Annotated in this window: 7 protein-coding genes and 4 pseudogenes; 2 read left to right on the forward strand and 9 right to left on the reverse strand. The window is 33.3% G+C overall.

Annotated elements, in window-relative coordinates; genetic code table 11:
• Positions 1–16: 16 nt before the first annotated feature.
• The 8 genes and pseudogenes from HUB95_RS02805 to HUB95_RS02840 form a co-directional block, all read right to left on the reverse strand.
• Positions 17–1,060 carry a threonine aldolase family protein gene (locus HUB95_RS02805; protein ID WP_174516730.1) on the reverse strand — a complete coding sequence of 348 codons (1,044 nt, stop codon included), beginning with the start codon at positions 1,058–1,060 and terminating at the stop codon, positions 17–19.
• Positions 1,057–2,106: pseudogene (locus tag HUB95_RS02810) on the reverse strand (threonine aldolase family protein). The gene HUB95_RS02805 and the pseudogene HUB95_RS02810 overlap by 4 nt, the downstream one beginning before the upstream one ends.
• A pseudogene (locus HUB95_RS06425) lies at positions 2,084–3,882 on the reverse strand (ABC transporter ATP-binding protein). Before HUB95_RS06425 ends, HUB95_RS02810 begins: the two co-directional pseudogenes overlap by 23 nt.
• Positions 3,883–4,881 (reverse strand): phytanoyl-CoA dioxygenase family protein, encoded by a 999-nt coding sequence (locus HUB95_RS02820; RefSeq protein ID WP_244662804.1) that lies wholly within the window; start codon positions 4,879–4,881, stop codon positions 3,883–3,885. It abuts the pseudogene before it with no gap.
• Complete coding sequence (locus tag HUB95_RS02825; RefSeq protein ID WP_006280066.1) at positions 4,875–6,569, reverse strand: WG repeat-containing protein; 1,695 nt, start codon at positions 6,567–6,569, stop codon at positions 4,875–4,877. Before HUB95_RS02825 ends, HUB95_RS02820 begins: the two co-directional genes overlap by 7 nt.
• Positions 6,530–8,865, reverse strand: a pseudogene (locus HUB95_RS02830) (glycosyltransferase). Before HUB95_RS02830 ends, HUB95_RS02825 begins: the two are co-directional and overlap by 40 nt.
• Positions 8,822–9,781: an NAD-dependent epimerase/dehydratase family protein gene (locus HUB95_RS02835; protein ID WP_015588901.1), complete on the reverse strand. Its 960-nt coding sequence runs from the start codon at positions 9,779–9,781 to the stop codon at positions 8,822–8,824. The pseudogene HUB95_RS02830 and the gene HUB95_RS02835 overlap by 44 nt, the downstream one beginning before the upstream one ends.
• A 131-nt stretch (positions 9,782–9,912) precedes the next feature.
• Positions 9,913–10,674, reverse strand: a complete 762-nt coding sequence (locus tag HUB95_RS02840; RefSeq protein WP_209452510.1) for an NTP transferase domain-containing protein — start codon at positions 10,672–10,674, stop codon at positions 9,913–9,915.
• Positions 10,675–11,720: 1,046 nt separating this feature from the next.
• On the opposite strand from HUB95_RS02840, the gene HUB95_RS02845 reads away from it, so the two are divergent.
• A complete protein-coding gene (locus HUB95_RS02845) occupies positions 11,721–14,894 on the forward strand; it encodes a DEAD/DEAH box helicase (RefSeq protein WP_244662807.1) in 3,174 nt (1,057 codons plus the stop codon).
• A 584-nt stretch (positions 14,895–15,478) separates the two neighbouring features.
• Here HUB95_RS02845 and HUB95_RS02850 read toward each other — a convergent pair.
• Positions 15,479–15,631: a hypothetical protein gene (locus tag HUB95_RS02850; protein ID WP_197907409.1), complete on the reverse strand. Its 153-nt coding sequence runs from the start codon at positions 15,629–15,631 to the stop codon at positions 15,479–15,481.
• 61 nt (positions 15,632–15,692) lie between these two features.
• Between HUB95_RS02850 and HUB95_RS02855 the strand changes: the two are divergent.
• A pseudogene (locus HUB95_RS02855) lies at positions 15,693–17,854 on the forward strand (AAA family ATPase).
• Positions 17,855–18,317: the final 463 nt, after the last annotated feature.

Consider the following 18,317-nt stretch of genomic DNA (forward strand, 5'->3'; position numbering starts at 1 on the left):
TTGATAACAATCGAAATTACCTATTCAGTATCTTTCTTATAGTAGATATAGTAGTATTAATATCTTCACAGCTTATATCTCTATGTGTTATAACTCTGATTTTACCTCTTATGTTAGCCATCCTAATTCCATAATTTGTCATTAGTATATTTATTAATTCTTGAGCAGATATACAATCAGTACGTAATGAGAAATACGCTATATTAGTTTTGTATAGGTCAATATTGATTATAACTTGATCTATAGAGCTAAGACCTTTTATAAGGTGCTGCATTTTTTTATGATCTTCTATTAAAGAATTCATGTTGTTGTTGAGAGCATATAAACATGCAGCTGAAATAATGCCAGCTTGGTGCATACCTCCGCCAATTTGAAACTTATAGTACCAAGCTTTTTCAATAAACTCTTCACTTCCAGCCAATACTGCACCCATTGGAGCGCCTAATCCCTTACTAAAATCAATAAACACCGAATCAAAATAATTTGCATATTCTTTTGGAGATATTTTAGCATAAGCACAAGCATTGAACAGCCTTGCTCCATCTAAATGAGAGGATACGTCGTTCTTTTTGCAGAGACTTGAGATCTCTTGAATATACTCTAAAGGCCACACAGCTCCACCACCAAAATTCGTTGTTTGTTCGACAGAAACAAGCCCAACTTTTGGAACATTCCTTAAGCTAGGACGAGTAATAAACTCAACGATTTGCTCTCCAGTAAATATTCCTCTTGTTCCTTTAATAGGTAAAGGAGTGGCATGTGCCTGGGCTGCAATTAATCCAGATTGCACTATTAATGGATGCGAAGTTTCATCGAGTAACAAATAATCACCAGGTCTTTGAATGTGCACTTTATAAGCAATTACATTACACATCGTTCCCGAAATCAAAAATATTCCTGCTGGCTTACCTAATATTTTACATGTGGTTTCTATTAATTCGTTTACAGTTGGATCTTCACATGCAGCTTCATTTCCAACTTTTGCTTTAGCCATTACTTCCCTCATTTCAGATGAAGGATTAGTGTTTGAATCGCTAAAGAAATCTATTTTTACCCTCATACTAAATTTAATATAACCTCCTTTATAATTTCAGCAGCATTTATTATGTCTGCTTCCTCTATGCCAAGATGAACAACTGCTCTTATATGAGATTCGAGCCAAGGAAAGAGCAATAAACCATAAGCTTGGCATTTACTCAAAAAAAACTCATTAGTCACATTTAGTTCTTTTATACTAAAGCTTACTATGTTAGTTTATGGATAAGGTAGTATCAGCTTTACATGTGGAATTTCTTTAATCTTGTCTGCAAACAATTTAGCAAGCTTATTATCTTCTTTAAGCCTAGAGATATTATTCTGTAGTACATATTTTGCTGCATTAGCGCAGTACCCAATTTGATGATAACCACTCCCCAACCAAACCTGTAACTTCTTAGCCTTTTCAATTATCTCTCTTTTACCCATAAGCATTGAACCAAAAGGAGCTCCAAGTCCTTTAGTAAAAGAAAAGCTCATTGTATCTACATATTTAGCATAGTCAGCTAAAGCAACATTTGTTTCAGCATGAGCATTAAATATTCTCGCACCATCTAAATGAAGACTTATATTGTGAGCTTTTAAGAAATTATATAACTCTACTTGTTTCTTAAAAGGATAAATTTTACCGTTAAACCCGTTTATACTATTTTCTATAGAAACTAGACTCACCTGAGCAAAAATTTTATATCTCGGTTTAGAGTTAATAGCATATTCTACTTCATCAATATCTAAGATTCCGGTATTATTCCTAATACAGTTAAACACTATACTATTTACTTTTGCATTGCCTGCACTATCGAAAAAATTAACATGATAATTATAATGAGTAATTAGTTCATCACCAGGACTTGTTTGACTGGCAATAGCTAACCTATTTGCAAGCATACCGCTGGTTACGAACAATGCTTCTTCTACTTTGAATAATTGTTTACAATATTCCGATAAGTTGTTACAGCTTTTGTCTTCACCGTAAGCAAAATCTCCAACGATTGCACTACTTATTGCGTGTATAACGTTGGAGATTTGTAAAGTTGTAGTGTCACTTCTAAGGTCGATAGTTTTTTCCATTTTCTTTTTTGATATTTAGACAGCCAATTTGAGCATCCCAAAGTTCTTTATAAAGACCTTTCTTGCAAACTAGTTCAGAATGTTTACCATCTTGGACAATTTTTCCTTTGTCAAATACTAGAATTCGGTCCATATGTAAAAGTGTAGAAATACGGTGTGCTATAGTAATGGTGGTTTTATTTTCCATCAACTTAAATAAACTCATTTGAATTGTTTTCTCTGTTATAGAATCTAACTGACTAGTTGGCTCATCGAAAAATAATATCGGAGCGTTTTTTAGAAATGCTCTCGCTATGATTATTCTTTGTCTTTCCCCTCCAGATAGCTTTATGCCTTTTTCTCCGACTACAGTTTCATATTGATCGGGTAGAGTCATAATGAAATCGTGAATACCATCCAGCTTTGCAGCTCTTATTATTTCTTCGATAGTAGATTGAAGTTTACCATATATAATATTTGCTAAAATAGTATCATGAAACAACAATGGTTCTTGAGGTATTACAGATATTTGTTGCCTCAAAGAACTCTGTGTAACTTCCGATACTACTTGATTATCAATCTGTATATTACCTTTTTTAACATCAAATAGCCTTATGATTAAGTTTATAAAAGTAGATTTACCATCTCCAGAATAACCAACTAGACCTACCTTTTCGCAAGGATTAATGGTAACTGAAAAATCTTGAAATAATGACTTCTGACCCTCATAAGAAAAAGAAACATTATTAAACGTTATTCTTCCACTTAATAAATTTAATTTTTAGCATTTTCCTTATCTTGAATTTCTGGTACGGTAGTCAAGATTGGCAATGCATCTGAAACTTTGCCGAAATGAGTAGAAAATTGGGTAAGATTCCTAGTTAGATGGTTAAGAAACTCTATAATCGATATATTAATTCCAAGTACAAGAGCAATATCTCCTATTGCAATCTTGTTCAATTGATAATCATGAATTAAAAAATACAAGTTTACTGCTTGGAGTATATCAAATGAATAGCCATATATAAACCAAAGCCAAAAGTATGCCCATTGTAATTTTCTTTCTGCAATAGTTTTTTTCTTGCATACTTGAAAAAATTTATGCCTCTCATGCGCTTGCCGAGAAAATAACCTTACTGATATAACATTTAAAATACTGTCGGCTATACCCGCTATTACTTGTGAACTTTGTTTAGAATGATCATCGGCTAATCCGGTAAGCACCCGAAAACTGAAAACCGAAATCAAAATAAAAATGTTCACCCAAATGAATGTAGCTATTGCAAACTTTATATTTACTAGTGATAAAGTATAAATAGCCAAGATTAATGCTATACTATAACTAAAGAAACAGTCTATAAGCAGTCTTATTAGCTCTATCACACTATCCATTAAGTTACTGACCTTATATACTAAACTTCCGGATAGGTTGTTTTGATAATAGGAATGGTCTTGCTGAAGCAGCCTGTAAAAAGACATATCAGCTATTTTTTGACGCATTGAGGTAAACATTCGAATGTCAACAAAATAGCCATAGAATCTAAAAGCAGTAGTAATAAGTAATGCCATACAAACATAAGCGCTTACAGGTAATAAAAGATTTTCAATTACATTACCTTCTTGATATTTTACAGCTGTATCTAAGATATTTTTTACTAAATAATTTCTAAAAGATAAATCAACAGCCACTACTAGGGCAACCAGGAACATTACAAGCACATTAAGCTTAAACTTGGATAAGATATTCAAAATGAACACCAATATATACTTGAAACTACCAACTCTACTTTTGTTCATTTATAATGCTAGCTCCACCACATTGACTTTTTTATTGAGAAATACAAGCAGTGAAAACCATAAATTTTTGTATATTTTTCCTGAAATGTCTCCAGCATCATGTAGTGCTGACGCTTGATTCAGAATAAGTAGCTTATATAAATCTCGCTTAGCTTCAGCAGTGTTGACCTCAGAAATATTTGTAGTTGTGTCTGTAATAAAGGCTAACCAGCTCTTAATAAGTTCTTCCATATTTTTTGTTTTTATACTTTCCTGGCGACGAAATAATGATAAGTATTCTCTCAGTATAAATTCTGTTAATGCACCACAGTTTAATATACCAAAAACTGAAGGCTGAGGTTTTGGCACACAAGGAAGACTTTTATCTTTTACAACCCATCTCGTAACATAAGCAAACCTATCTTTAGCATCTATATTCTTATCACTACCATGCCATAACCGTGAATCAAAAACTATCGCATCTCCTGCTGAAATAGGTAGTGACTTAATTTTATAATTTTCCCGGTTATCCGAGTATTGATCCAAAAAGTATGGATGCCAAAAATCAACTAGAGGCTGTATTTTCCAGTTGTGACTATCTTCTATAACTTGTAGTGCACCTGAAGTTTTATTGACATTATTCAAAGCTAGCCAAACAGAAAAATGATAAGGGTCATTAAAGCTATAAGAGATGTCCTGATGGAAGGGAACTGCATCTATTAAATCAGCAGTTTTACATATAACATTTGATTTTTTCTGCAGTATCTGGCATTGAAGTGACTTTTCAAGATAATTTTTAATAATTTTATCTAATACTTGAGATACAATTCTAGTTACCTGAGATGATGTACCCCATCTTCCAGTGCAGTTTAAATAGTCAGAAGTTGAAACACCTAATTCTTGAGATAACTTTGATATCTTGCTTATTATATCATTTAAAGACTGAGTTATTAACTCTAAAGGAACTAGATTTTTGATAATAAAAAAACCATTTTTTGCAATGCTTTCATATATTAACACCTAATGTCAATAACTGATAAATAATCTGTTAAAGGTACAATACTAAAAATTTTAAGCCCTTTTACTTGTTTTAGTATTCTTTTCCAATCGCTCAATGTCCTTAGTTTACCCCCTGTTTCAACCATTACATTAATATCTACAGAACCTCCCACTGGGGAGTAGTAATCTAGGATAGTTTCTATCACTAAAACGCGTGGTATTCCTTTATTTTTTACCAATTTTAAATAAGACAATACCTTATTATCATCATAATGCTGCAGAAAGCGGCAAAAGACACCTAATTCATAATTTGTAGCTGATAATTCTTCTTGAGTTATGAGTTTAATTTTTAAATCTTCTACTGCCTGCCTAGGCACTTTATGTTCGTTGTAATAATATAAGCCTATAGAACCTTTATTGTGTATATCAGAATAAGCAAGAAATAAAGAGTGTACGCCAAATAGCAATATATTTTTAGCACCATCTATATTAACCCTAGAATTAAACTCTTTAGTGTCAAACCTGGAATATCCTAGCAATGCTTGGTAAAACGCTATTTTCCTGTCTTCTGATGTTTCTTTCTCCTTAAAAGATTCAAATGAAGATATTGACTCCTGCCTTAATATATCGGCAATTTTTAACCAATTCTTTTCAGCGGCAACCCTTGCCCACATTGCTGCTGCTTTAGGCAAAAATGGTATTTCCTTAAAACACTTACCTTTTGATGATAGTTGCCATAAGTCCTTGTTCTTATCGTAATCAATAAACCCTATTTCCCACAACGCCCTTAACAGCCTTTCTAGATTTGGAACGATAATATTTAACTTTTGAGATAAAACTGGCATAGTTGCAGGTAAGATATTTAACAAATCAAGTTCAATAGCAACATTTGCGAGGTAAGTTTTCCAAAAGGCTGAAAGTTCTGCAGAAATCTTATGCACTTGAGATTCTTTATCTAAATCAAAAATACTAAACTTTACGTTTCCGGTAATATCGATCTGTCCTAATACACCTTCAAAAGTTTCAACTTTTGCCATGCCATTATAGAATGCTTCTACCATTTTAAATCTTTGCCGGTAAACAGGATTGCCATTAATATCTATATGAAACCAGCCATGCTTATCTTCTGCAATAGCAAATCCTTTATGAAAAACATTAAGCTTTTTATACCATTTATTATGTACTAACTTTCCATGATTATTAATATGTGTAGCTTTACCATCTTTATGGACTACAGCGATACCATCCTTAAAATCCCCAACATAATTGTATTCTTGCTCATAAACTCTATTGCCGTTCAAATCAATATGAAAAAACTTATCATGCTTTCTAATCACACAAATATCTTCTTGGTAATTTCCAATCCATTGATACGAATGTTTGTATACTCTACATCCAGATGGATCAATATGGTAATACCCTGTGTCATCTTCTACGGCTGCTCTATTGCAGTAAAATCCAAAAGTTTTTAAAAATCTGTCGCGATAAATTGCTTCTCCCATTGCATCGATGTGATAAGCGCCTGTCTCATCATAAACTGGTGCAAGGCCAGGCTCGTGAAATTTATCAACTCTAATAAATCTATTTTTGTACAAAGGATTTTCTGACAATTGGTGAAACCTTTCACAGGGGGAAACCCTAATAGATTTAAGGTACTCACTATCTTTCATTAATTGACTAATGGTTTTCTCATGTTGCATGTTTTGCATAATTCATAGTTTAAATAATTCTTTTGTAAGTTTAGGTACTCGCTACTTTGCCATATTTCCTCCAGTTTAACTTCATTAACATTGCCAAAATCTCCTAATGTTTTGCGTAGTTCATCTGGAGCACAGCAGGGACTAAACTTGCCTTCATTGTTTATCCATGCTTCTTTACCTAAAAATGGGCACTGACCACCTGGAGCCAAATCCTTGATACCCTCTTGAGAAAGGATCGTAAAATTTTCTAATTTTATCTTTTTACCATTTGGCAATAGCATATTATCCCTAAGTTCATATAACCTTCCCACCTCCGTATTCCATCTACTAATTGCTAATTCATCTCTCCTCATAGATAGATCATTAATTTCCTTAAAATGTGCCCAAAGATGATGTCCTTTAACTCTATCTATGCCATTTTTTATAGCCATCTCAACTATGTCGTAAAGTTCATGTAAATTACTTTCTAAAAATGTTAATTGTAAAGTAACGGTACACCTTTCACCTGTATCGCTAAAGTATTTATCTCTAACTTCAAGGAAAGTTTTTAAATTTTCTGTCACTACTTCCCATTTTGAACCTTTCATGATTCTTTCATGAGTTTCTTTAGTTGCCCCATTCCAGGAAATCTTAACATCAGATAAAATTGGTACCAATAGTTCAGCCCATTTTCTAGCTCCTTTAATAGGAAAAGAACCATTGGTCGTGAGGTTAAGCTTCAGGCCGAACTCATGGCACAAATTGATTATTTCATCAAAGCTTTTATACATTAAAGGCTCACCCATAGTAGAAGGAATGATTTCCCTTAAAGGTGTTCCATCTGCTTCCTTAATTACCTTCCTGATAGTTTCTATTGACATTATCTTGGGTTTTATCCCTTTAGCTTTCTTCTCCTCTTTAACTTTACTATATGGTGAAAAGCATTCACACATTACACAAGCAAAGTTGCAGTAATCTGGATTAGTATCAAAAGTAATTCTCCAAGGACCAGGTTTTGTAGCCACTGATTTGCCTTTATTTTCAATAACATTACGGTAAATTTTGTTAAGTTTCTCAGTATGCTCACTTATAGAAGGTACATTACCATTTTTAGTATAAAGATAGCCTCTTTGGGTCAGTTCACTGTATAATTCCTGGTCTGTAGATAGGACTTGCATTTTTTCTGACAAACTATTTGTATCTCTATGCTTAAATAATAGTCCGTTTATTCCATCTCTTACATATTCTGCCATGCCACCATAATCAGCCGTTATTACTGGTACACTCAGTTGCTGTGCTTCATGTATTACTAATGGTGAATTTTCACCCCAAATTGAAGGAACAACTATCGCATCAACTTTATTAAATACATCAGTAACTATATTTTTATTGTTATAACTTCCCATCCATTCTATCCTTTCTTTAACAGCATGTGGAAACTGATCGGCAATCGCTTTTAAAGTTTTAGTTTCTTCCCTTGCCGCTCCCCAAATTCTAAGTTTTGCTTTAGATGATAAGCGAGAAAAAGCCTTCAATAATAGGTCAACACCTTTCTCGGGAGTATGAGTACCTATATAACCGAAAATAAACTCTTTTTCTTGCACCCTATTTCTATTCTTAAGACGATTTAGATCAAAACCATAATCAAGATAAGAAATTTGTTTATCGGAACATTAAAGTCTTGAGTAAATTTATCCATTAAGAATTTTGACGGAGCAATGAAGTAATCTATATAGTCCACTACTTTCTTTGTTTGCTTCATTCTAGTTGCAACCCATTGTTCCCAATAATTTAAGTCTGAATTCAAGAATTCTTCATCTCCTGTAAAATACCCCTTGTAACATTGGGTTGCACATTTTTGATCCTTCTGTCCATCACAAAGCCGTAACAAATCTTCAGAATTACGTTGAATAAATCTTCCTCTTGGACACATTAACCAAAAATCATGTAGCGTAAAAATTGTAGATATATTTTCTTTAAAAGCAACTTCTGGTAAAGTAATTGATAGATGATTAAGATGACCAAAATGTATAAGATCTGGTTGAAAGTTATCTATTATTCTTTTAAATTTTATATTTACTTCTTCATTGATAAATTTGTAACGATATTTAGTTGTAGGTATATTAATTAAATTCAGTAAGATCCGGGAATCACTACAGTCCAGAGCTGTAGTATAATGGAAATCAGGTAAGAAGCTGTTTTCATGCCTAGTAAATATTTGTACCTCATTATTATTGGCTAGTTCATGGGCAAGAGTTTGGCTGTAAACCTCCGAACCAGCGCTATAATAAGGAGGGTAACCATGAATAACTTTTAATATTTTCATATATTACCATATCTATATTGTTAGGATATTCTTGTGTATTGTTTTGTAGACTTTTTATAAATTTACCTAATCCTACTTTTAATGAATGCTTTGGAGACCAACCAAGTAGCTCTTTAGCTCTAGTAAAATCACCATGGAACTTAGTTACGTCAAAATTTCTTGGAGGATAAAAATCAATTCTAGAATCACTTTCCGTGACTTTTAATATTGTTTTTGCTAAGTTTTCTAAAGTACATGGGCTATTAGTAGTAAGATGAATAGCAGGAAGAGAAGATTTCTCGTTTTGTAAATATTTAACAGTTAAGTATATACCCTCTATAACATCATCCAAATAGGTAAAATCAAAAACACATTCTTTACCTTCTATCCTAATTGGATCGCCTTTCAATGCATTGATACAGAGTGCAGGAATTACTCTACTACTATGATCTAGTAAACCACCATATACATTTGAGAAGCGTAATATTGCTACATTAAAGTTAGAACCTTTTAAATTTATTACTTGTTCTTCAATAAACGCTTTACCTTTGGCGTAATTATTTATTGGGTTAATACTAGCAGACTCTGCAACTGGTAGTTCCTTTTGTTCTCCATATACTTCTCTACTGCTTGCATATATAAACCATGGTTTATTCGGAAGCGACTTGCAGAATTCTAAGAATTGGATTGTACCATCGACATTAACTTTTTGGCACAATTTAGGATAAAGCTCACCATGTATAACTCTAGAAATTGCAGCCAGATGAATAACCCCCGTACACTTAGCGAGTAGCGGCATTATATCTTCTGAAAAAAAACTGAGTGGGTTGTCGCGAAACCTAATATCGCAGCTTATTACTTCATAACCCTGCTTTTCTAACTTTTCTACTAAAGCCGATCCTATCAAACCTGCAGCACCTGTTATTAATATTCCCATGTGTCCCTCTCACTACAACCAGGAAAATCTTTCACACCTATCATCTTACAAGTAAGACTTAAAAAGCATTATAAAACTAGTATAAAACAAATGTCAACTTAAATTAAGGATCAATGAATAAAAAAATATAGTTATGAAAGAAGGGTTGGTTGTCTTCTTCTATTTGCCTGAAAATAACGTTCTGCTTTGACCAAATCCTCTTTGTTATTTACCCCCATTGCTTCCTTTTCGTCAGCGACTACATAACCTGCACGTAAGTTATTGCTTGCTGCAATGGGTATTATATCATTAAGACAACATTCGTTGGTCGAATCATTAAATTTTACTTCTTTTATTAGGGTATAAAGATCTTTAGCGTATGAAACCATTATTCCAGAGTTTGCAAGAAGAATTTCATCTTCACTTTTCAAGACTTTTTGAACATTGTCATTATCATCAATTACTAATCTTCCATATTGCTTATCTTGACTATTAAATCCAAGAAGAACTAAATTTTTATTATTACACTTTAAACAATCAGTCATTCTCATAACTGTATCACTAGATATAAACGGGGTGTCTCCGTACTGTATTAAAAATATGTCTTGGTCAGATAACCGCTCCAGGCTTTCTAGGGCAATTTTAACTGCAGTGCCAGTATCTGTAATATTTTCTTGAATTATCAATTTTATATTATATTTATCAATTATATCTTTTAAGGTACTAAATCTTTCTAACTCCTTTAGAAAAGGCTTGTTAATGACAATTGATAGACTTTTTAAACTCAGCGGTTTTGCATTGTGAATTATATGCTCTAAAAGAGTAAAATTTCCTACTGGGTGTAGTGTTTTTGAGTACTGTGAATTCATTCTACTGCTTTTTCCTGCTGCTAATATTATCAACGTGTTATCCATACATAACTCAAGAACTTACTAGGAGGTAAGTTAAGTGATAATTAATGAGTTGTAAAGTCTACTATAGTTTCCTAAATGATCCAGAAAAAATAATTAACATGCTTGAAATATATAAATCCTCTATGACGCTAATATAGATTAGCCGATAAAGTAAGCTTCCCAGAACTACTCATTTATATTGACCCATCAGTACTTATACAAAAGCTAGTTGATCGAGAAAATAGGCAAATCCTTATCAACGGCCTACTACTTTCCCTAACTTATGCTTCCTTGTTATATTGTTGAGTATACTTTTTAAATAGTTTTTTTCTGTTTTCTATCAACCAATAGAAGTTTCTTTTAGCCCATAAGGATATTTATATAGGAACTGATATTTTCTATGCTGGCAAGAGTCTTGACGCCGTAAAAAAAACTACTCAATAATTGGGTAACTTCTGATGACATTTTCACTGTACATTTATCGCACAACATTAGTGCTACAATCACAGGTGTAAAGGTATTAAACAACCTTTAAAAAGTTTCACTTTTCCCTTAATCAATTTTTCCTTTGATATAAGTGTTTATTGCTTTTGCCCTCTCTGTTGTTATAATTAACATTTTGTAGTAGTTCAAGATGAGTTTTGCATATTCAGAGAAAATCATCCATAGAATCAGCATCTAGCTTATCTAGGTTAAAATATATAGTTTTACAAGATGACTATTTATGGAAGAACATGGTGGGGAGAAAAATGGCTTCAGTGCTTCAATAGAATTGATTATGATAACCGTCTTCCACGTGGCAGAACTTGTGCTAATACTGGTCGAACTTTTGGTATTAAATTAATGGTCACATAGTTACAGCTAAAGTTCATAGCTCAGGATCTTACCCATATCGTGGTTCAAAACCTCAACCATATAAAGTCAAAATTATACTCAATGAATTAAGCTCATCAGAACAACAGACCATTCGTCAAATTATTGAAACTTCACCTTCTATACTATCTAAATTAATAAATAGGCAATTACCAACCAGCTTGTTTGATAAGCTTAATGATCTTGGGATTAAATTGTTTCCTTCAAATTGGGAAGAGATGAATGCAAATTGCAACTGTCCTGATTGGGCTATGCCTTGTAAACACATTGCTGCTGTAATTTATCTTATTGCTGCAGAAATTGATAAAAACCCCTTCATGATTTTTAATATTCATAATTGTAATTTGTCAGCACTTATCGATGATTTTGGGAATGGAAAATTAGAAAATGCTCAAAATATTTTAAAGATAGATGATATATTTAAGGCATGTTCTAAAATTAGAATACATAACCAAGCAATTTTAAATGATATTGATTTATCAACTATTCCTAACCTTTTTGATTGTATCAGTAGTATTTTAACAGATAATCCACTTTTTTTTGAAAAAAACTTCCATAATATTTTACAGATAGATTATAAGCACTGGCAAAAGTATCCTGCAGGAAAGTTAGTGTACTATCCAGCTTCTAAGAAGGAACTATCAGAAGAGGAGCTATTTATTAAAAGATGGGGAAATATTGAGAATTGGCAAACATTTCAACTATTCATTGATGATCAGCATTACCTTACTCAAGTGAGCAATGGTACAACTAATGTATTTATGCTAAGTAGAAATGTATTGAAAGATATAGCGCGATTTTTAAACGACATTCCTAATTCGTTACTTCACAGGCTTAATCGTGAACTTCGCTTCATGCATATGATTTCACAGTTTGCACATATGCTGATGGAAAAGTCAGCGCTAATACCACAAGTATTACAAAACAAAAGAGGAGAAATTATAATTAGGTGGATTCCGGCGTTGTTTAATGAGTCAGTTAAGGAAATTCATAGCAAGATATCATCTATTTGTCCGCCTCTATTGATTAAATATCAAGAAATCGCTATGGAACCAGAGGAACAGGTAAATGTTGCTATCTCTCTCATCCTTTTAGGGTATATAGAAGATAACTTTCTTGCATCACTGGATAAGCATAGAGATAAATACATCTTTGAATTATTCTTTACTGGAAGACCATACAAGTTTACTGAGTTTAGCAACAAGGAAATACCGCAAGCAATTAATCTCTGGCTTTCACGTCTTTATTTAGCAGATAAACCTTACAAACTCTATTTAATGATAAAAGATCACCATGAAAAATTTGAACTTGAGGTACAGTTATCACTGGATGATGAGAAGTCATTCATAAAGCTGGAAAAAGCACTTTCTAATCAAAACGTAAAGCTTAGTATTTTATCTGATCTTGCACTCTTATCTGAATACATACCTGAATTAGAAAGATCGATTGATAGCAATAGCAAGTTATCATTTAATTTAGACGATTTTGCACCTTTATTCCTGGGTATTGTACCAGTACTAAGAGCAATAGGTATAACAGTTATCTTGCCGAAATCTTTGCAAAAAATCTTCAAACCACAATTAAGTCTTAGTTTGTCTGCCAAGGATAAAATAAAAGAAGATCGCGAAAGTTTTTTAACGCTGGAAAATTTATTGAAATTTGATTGGAAAGTAGCAATAGGAGATAAAAAACTAAGCGTTACAGAATTTAAAAAATTGCTAAAAGATTCCCGAGGGTTTGTAAGAATCGTGGATCAATACGTCCTTTTGGATGACAAAGAGGTAGAAGCTTTATTAAAAAAACTTGATAAATTGCCTGATTATTTAAGTCAAGCAGAGCTTATGCAAGCTGCTCTAACAGGAGAAGTAAATGAAACTAAAGTAGCATTTGACCAGCAGCTTACAAGCTTGTTTAAAAAATTTAATACTTACACACCTGTAACTACGCCAAATAATCTAATAGCACAACTACGCCCATATCAAGAACGCGGATTTAGTTGGCTTGTACAGAACATAGAAAGTGGGTTTGGTAGCATAATTGCTGATGATATGGGTCTTGGTAAGACTATACAAGTTATTGCAGCCATTCTATACTGTAAAAATGCAGGATTTTTAAATGAAGATAAAGTCTTGATAGTAGCGCCTACAAGTATCTTAAGCAATTGGCAAAGGGAGATAGAGCGTTTTGCACCAGAATTAAAGCTTTTCATCTATCACGGACAAAATCGAGAATTGGCAAGTGATTATGATGTAGCTCTAACATCCTATGGTCTTGCACGTCGTGATAAAAAAGAACTTAATAAAATTCGCTGGTTTTTGCTCTTGATTGATGAAGCACAAAATATAAAAAATCCTAATACCGAACAAACCAAGGCAATTAAAGCTATTGAGGCAACGCATAGAATAGCAATGAGCGGTACTCCTGTTGAGAATAGGTTACTTGAGTATTGGAGCATTTTTGATTTTATCAATAAATCTTATCTTGGTATCCCTAAGCAGTTTAAGACCTATTTTGCAACACCAATTGAAAAAGCAAGAGATAGAACTTGTCTAGAAAGGTTTATGAAAATCACTAGCCCTTTTATGTTACGTAGGCTTAAGAGTGATAAAAGCATTATTCAGGATTTACCAGATAAAATTGAGAATAATCGTTATTGTTCCCTCACTTCAGAACAAACAGCTCTTTATCAAAAGGTTGTTGATACAACTATGGAGAAGATAGAAAAGAGTGAAGGAATTGAACGTAAGGGACTAATCTTTAAACTTATCAATGCTTTAAAGCAAATTTGTAACCATCCATCACAGTTTGGCAAGAAAAAGCGTGCGAGTATTGAACAATCCGGTAAAATGCAGATGCTTGAGGAAATATTGATTAGTATTGGTGAAGTTGCAGAAAAATCATTGATATTTACTCAATACACTGAAATGGGTGAGATTATAGCTAGGCTACTTGAAGAAAGGTTTGAATCAAAAGTGCCATTTTTACATGGAGGACTTTCTAGAAAAGCACGTGATACAATGATTAATGACTTTAAAAACTTATTCCAGTCCAACATTCTTATAGTGTCTTTAAAAGCTGGTGGAACAGGGCTTAATTTAACAGCGGCAAACCATGTAATACATTACGATTTATGGTGGAATCCAGCAGTGGAAGCACAAGCAACAGATCGGGCCTATCGTATCGGGCAAGAACGTAATGTTATGGTGTACAGGCTACTTTCAACAGGTACATTTGAAGAGCGTATTGATGAGATGATTCAAAGCAAGAAGGAATTAGCAAACCTAACTATAAGTAGTGGCGAGAGTTGGATTACAGAATTTAACAACGATCAATTAAGAGATTTAGTTAATATAAAAAATGCACTATAATATAGCTGAGTTATTTAATGTAAAGAACCAGATAACTACCGCTCAATAGTTCAAAATAGAGACAAAGATCAAAATTTACGTCTCCAATTTCATCATGTATAGCGGAGACAAAATTTTGTGTTTTATGTCTCATTGGTAGGCAAAAAACCTGTAATTACGTTTTAAAGCGATTTTACCACTCTAGATCCATTGTACCTTTTTAGCGCCTGTAATGCCCTTTAAAATTTGAATAAAAGGCATCTTTAATAATTCTATTCATGAACCAAAAAGTAATTGCCGTTTTCAGAAACTTTTCATTTTTACAGATGGCTTGAAAAGATTATCATTAATAGGTAGGCCAAACTCCTCCAAAGAAAAAAGTTTTTAATTTTTTCAGAAAAAGTCATAAGAAACACGGTATATATATAGTAGAGGGTTTTCTATTCGCTTATAATTCCACCTTAAATTAAACTATGCCTGCGTATATGAGAAGGTTTAGCCAAAATTCCTTACATATTAGTAGTATGCAATATATCAACAAAATAAAAACTAAGAGGTTGACATAGTGAGTAAAATGTAGTAGAGTTATAGTAGAGCATTTTTTCTTAAAAGAAAGAAGATACTAAAGCCTCACTTTTCACTATAAACATAAACTGACTTCCTTTATTTCTTAATATAGCCTTGCCAAGAGAACCTCCTATTGCAGTTTTTACTTCATAAGAAGAGAGTAAGACCCCAATCAAAACAGCCTTACTCAAAAACCTTTCAAACGCTTAATCTTAAAAGGAGTTTCAATTTATGGTACAAGATTTTTAACTGATGTCAAACAAAAAAAATACTTTAAATGATGAATATTATGATTTTAACAATACTGTAGAACCATTAGAGCAATTTGATGTAGAAGAAATAAAAAGACAACTATTATTAAACATAAGATCATGCCTTTCTTATTTATTCCCAAGGGGAACTTTTCGTGGTGATAAGTTTTATATAGGCAATGTACAAGGTGATAAAGGAAAGAGTCTAGTAGTAGAATTAAGTGGCAGTGAAGCTGGCCTATGGCACGATTTTGCAACAAAAGAAGGTGGTGATATCATCGATCTTTGGGCAGCAGTACATAGAAAAAGTACGAGAATAGAGTTTCCTGAAGTAATGGCTTCTATAGCTGAGTGGTTTGGTCATTTTAAAAAGCTCAAAACTTCAGGTAATCCAACTGCATATTGGGATTATTATGATGAAAACGGACAAGCTATTGTTAGAGTCTATCGTTATGATGATGATAGTGGAAAGCGATATCTTCCTTTTGATGTGAAAAATCTACTTTTACTGCACCAGAAATCAGACCTTTGTACAATATTCCAGGCATTTTAAAATCTGACAAAGTTATTCTAGTTGAAGGGGAAAAATGTGCAGAAGCACTGATAAAACAAGGTATTACAGCTACAACAACAATGTCTGGAGCAAACGCAGATGTTAAAAAGACTGATTGGTCACAACTGAAGGGCAAGCATATTATTATTTGGCCAGATAATGATGAAGCAGGTGCAAAATATGCTAAAAATGTTGGAAATAAGCTTTTAGAAATTGGAGTTGCATCACTTGCTGTGCTTGAAATTCCTCGAGGTAAGCCTGAGAAATGGGATGCTGCTGATTGTGTAGAGGAAGGTATAGATGTCAAAGAGTTTTTAGCTTCAACTCCGTTACTTACTATTGATACTCCAGCTACTGATACTTCAAATATGAAAAGTTTAGAAAGATCCACAAAACAGCCACTTAACATTTTAGATTGGAGTGCAGAGCGCTTTGTAGGTCCGGTACCAGAGCAAAAGTTTCTTGTTGAAGGTCTATTTCCTTTAGGTGTTACTTCAATAATAGCAGCAATGGGAGATACAGGCAAAGGTATGCTTCTTCTTGACCTGGCACTTAAGGTTGCAAGTGATATGGATCAACTGTGCGGTTTTGGTCCTTTGGTTACTGAACATGGATCAGTAGTGATTTTTTCAGCAGAAGATGATGCAAGTGAGATACACCGCCGCTTAGAACGACTTGACCCTAAGTGTGAAAGGTTGAAACATAAAGATAAATTATTTATTGTACCACTGCCAAACGTTAGAGGATCACTTACAATACTCAGAAATGTTCGTGGTAAAATCGTCGAAGTTTCTCCTGAATTCGAATCCGTAATGAAACAGCTCGAGGAAATTAAAGATCTGAAATTGATAGTATTTGATCCACTTGCTTCATTTATCCATGCAGATATAAATGCTGATCCTGCTGTAGGGGATTATCTGATGTGTCTATTGTCTGATCTAGCAAATAGTACTGGAGCTTCAATTGTTACTGCTCACCATATGAGAAAGCCAAAGAGTGAGAAACCTATATTAACTGCTGAACAAGCACGAGATGCCATCCGTGGTACCTCTGCTCTTGTTAATGGTGTTAGATGCTCATATGCTTTTTGGCCAGTAGAAAATACAGCTAGGCTAGAAATCTTTAAGGCAGTAGGAGAAACACCAAGACAGAATGCTTTGTTTCATGGGGCAGTTGTGAAGGCCAATGGTTTAGCTGATCGCACTGTAAGAACTTACCTAAGAAATCAGGAAACGGGGCTACTAGAAGATATAACAATACAACTAACAGTTAAAAATGCTAGTGAAAAAGACCTTAAAATATGTCTTACTGATGCAATTACACGATCTGCTGCTTCAGGACATCCATTTACTCACACAGGAAGCACAGGAGTATATAAGCAACGGCATAGACTACCTGAAGTTTTTCACAGCATGGGAAGGGATAGACTAGAGCGTATGGTACAGGAACTTTTACAAGCAAGACCACCAAAATTAGTAAATGGAATGTCTACAGGTTCGAAAGAAGATAAATGGCTTGACAGTCCAACTGGACCATTTGCTTGTGGTATAGGAAAATTCACTCCTGGAGCTGAAGATTTTAGCTATAGGCAAAATTTAATGTTAGGATAAGTCTTTTTTTATGGGTAAAAATATTTTAGAGTTTACCCAGTTTCTTCTATTGTTTTTTCAACTTGTAGCTACTATCAATTCATATCTACTTAACTAAAACGCTAATTTTAGAACTCAATATAATTTTCAATTAAAGGTAGATAGAATATATAAGAAATAACACCACCAACAATTGAATTACATTCCCAATTCCCAGGTTCCCAAATCAGTAATTGGAAATTAGGAATCTGAATCCTGCGTGAGAGCTAGCTTTTCCACCTGCGTTCCCAAAAGCGTTCCTAGAAATCATGTGTCTAAAGTCAGCCAGTATAGCGGATTCTAGCTTCCCAAAACCCTTATATATTATATATATAATAGTAATAAATAATAATAGATAAAATAATATAAGCTAATAATAAAACATACAAATCTAAATGCATTCAACTTTTAACTAAGTCTGACCCAAAAAATAGTGTTAAAATGT

It is taken from the genome of Wolbachia endosymbiont of Ceratosolen solmsi, assembly GCF_017869155.1.
Taxonomy (GTDB): Bacteria; Pseudomonadota; Alphaproteobacteria; order Rickettsiales; family Anaplasmataceae; genus Wolbachia; species Wolbachia pipientis.

Coding starts and splice junctions, on each gene's coding strand:
- HUB95_RS02805 (WP_174516730.1), bottom strand. CDS start 1,060: ATGAGGGTAAAAATAGATTTCTTTAGCGATTCAAACACTAATCCTTCA.
- HUB95_RS02825 (WP_006280066.1), bottom strand. CDS start 6,569: ATGCAAAACATGCAACATGAGAAAACCATTAGTCAATTAATGAAAGAT.
- HUB95_RS02835 (WP_015588901.1), bottom strand. CDS start 9,781: ATGGGAATATTAATAACAGGTGCTGCAGGTTTGATAGGATCGGCTTTA.
- HUB95_RS02840 (WP_209452510.1), bottom strand. CDS start 10,674: ATGGATAACACGTTGATAATATTAGCAGCAGGAAAAAGCAGTAGAATG.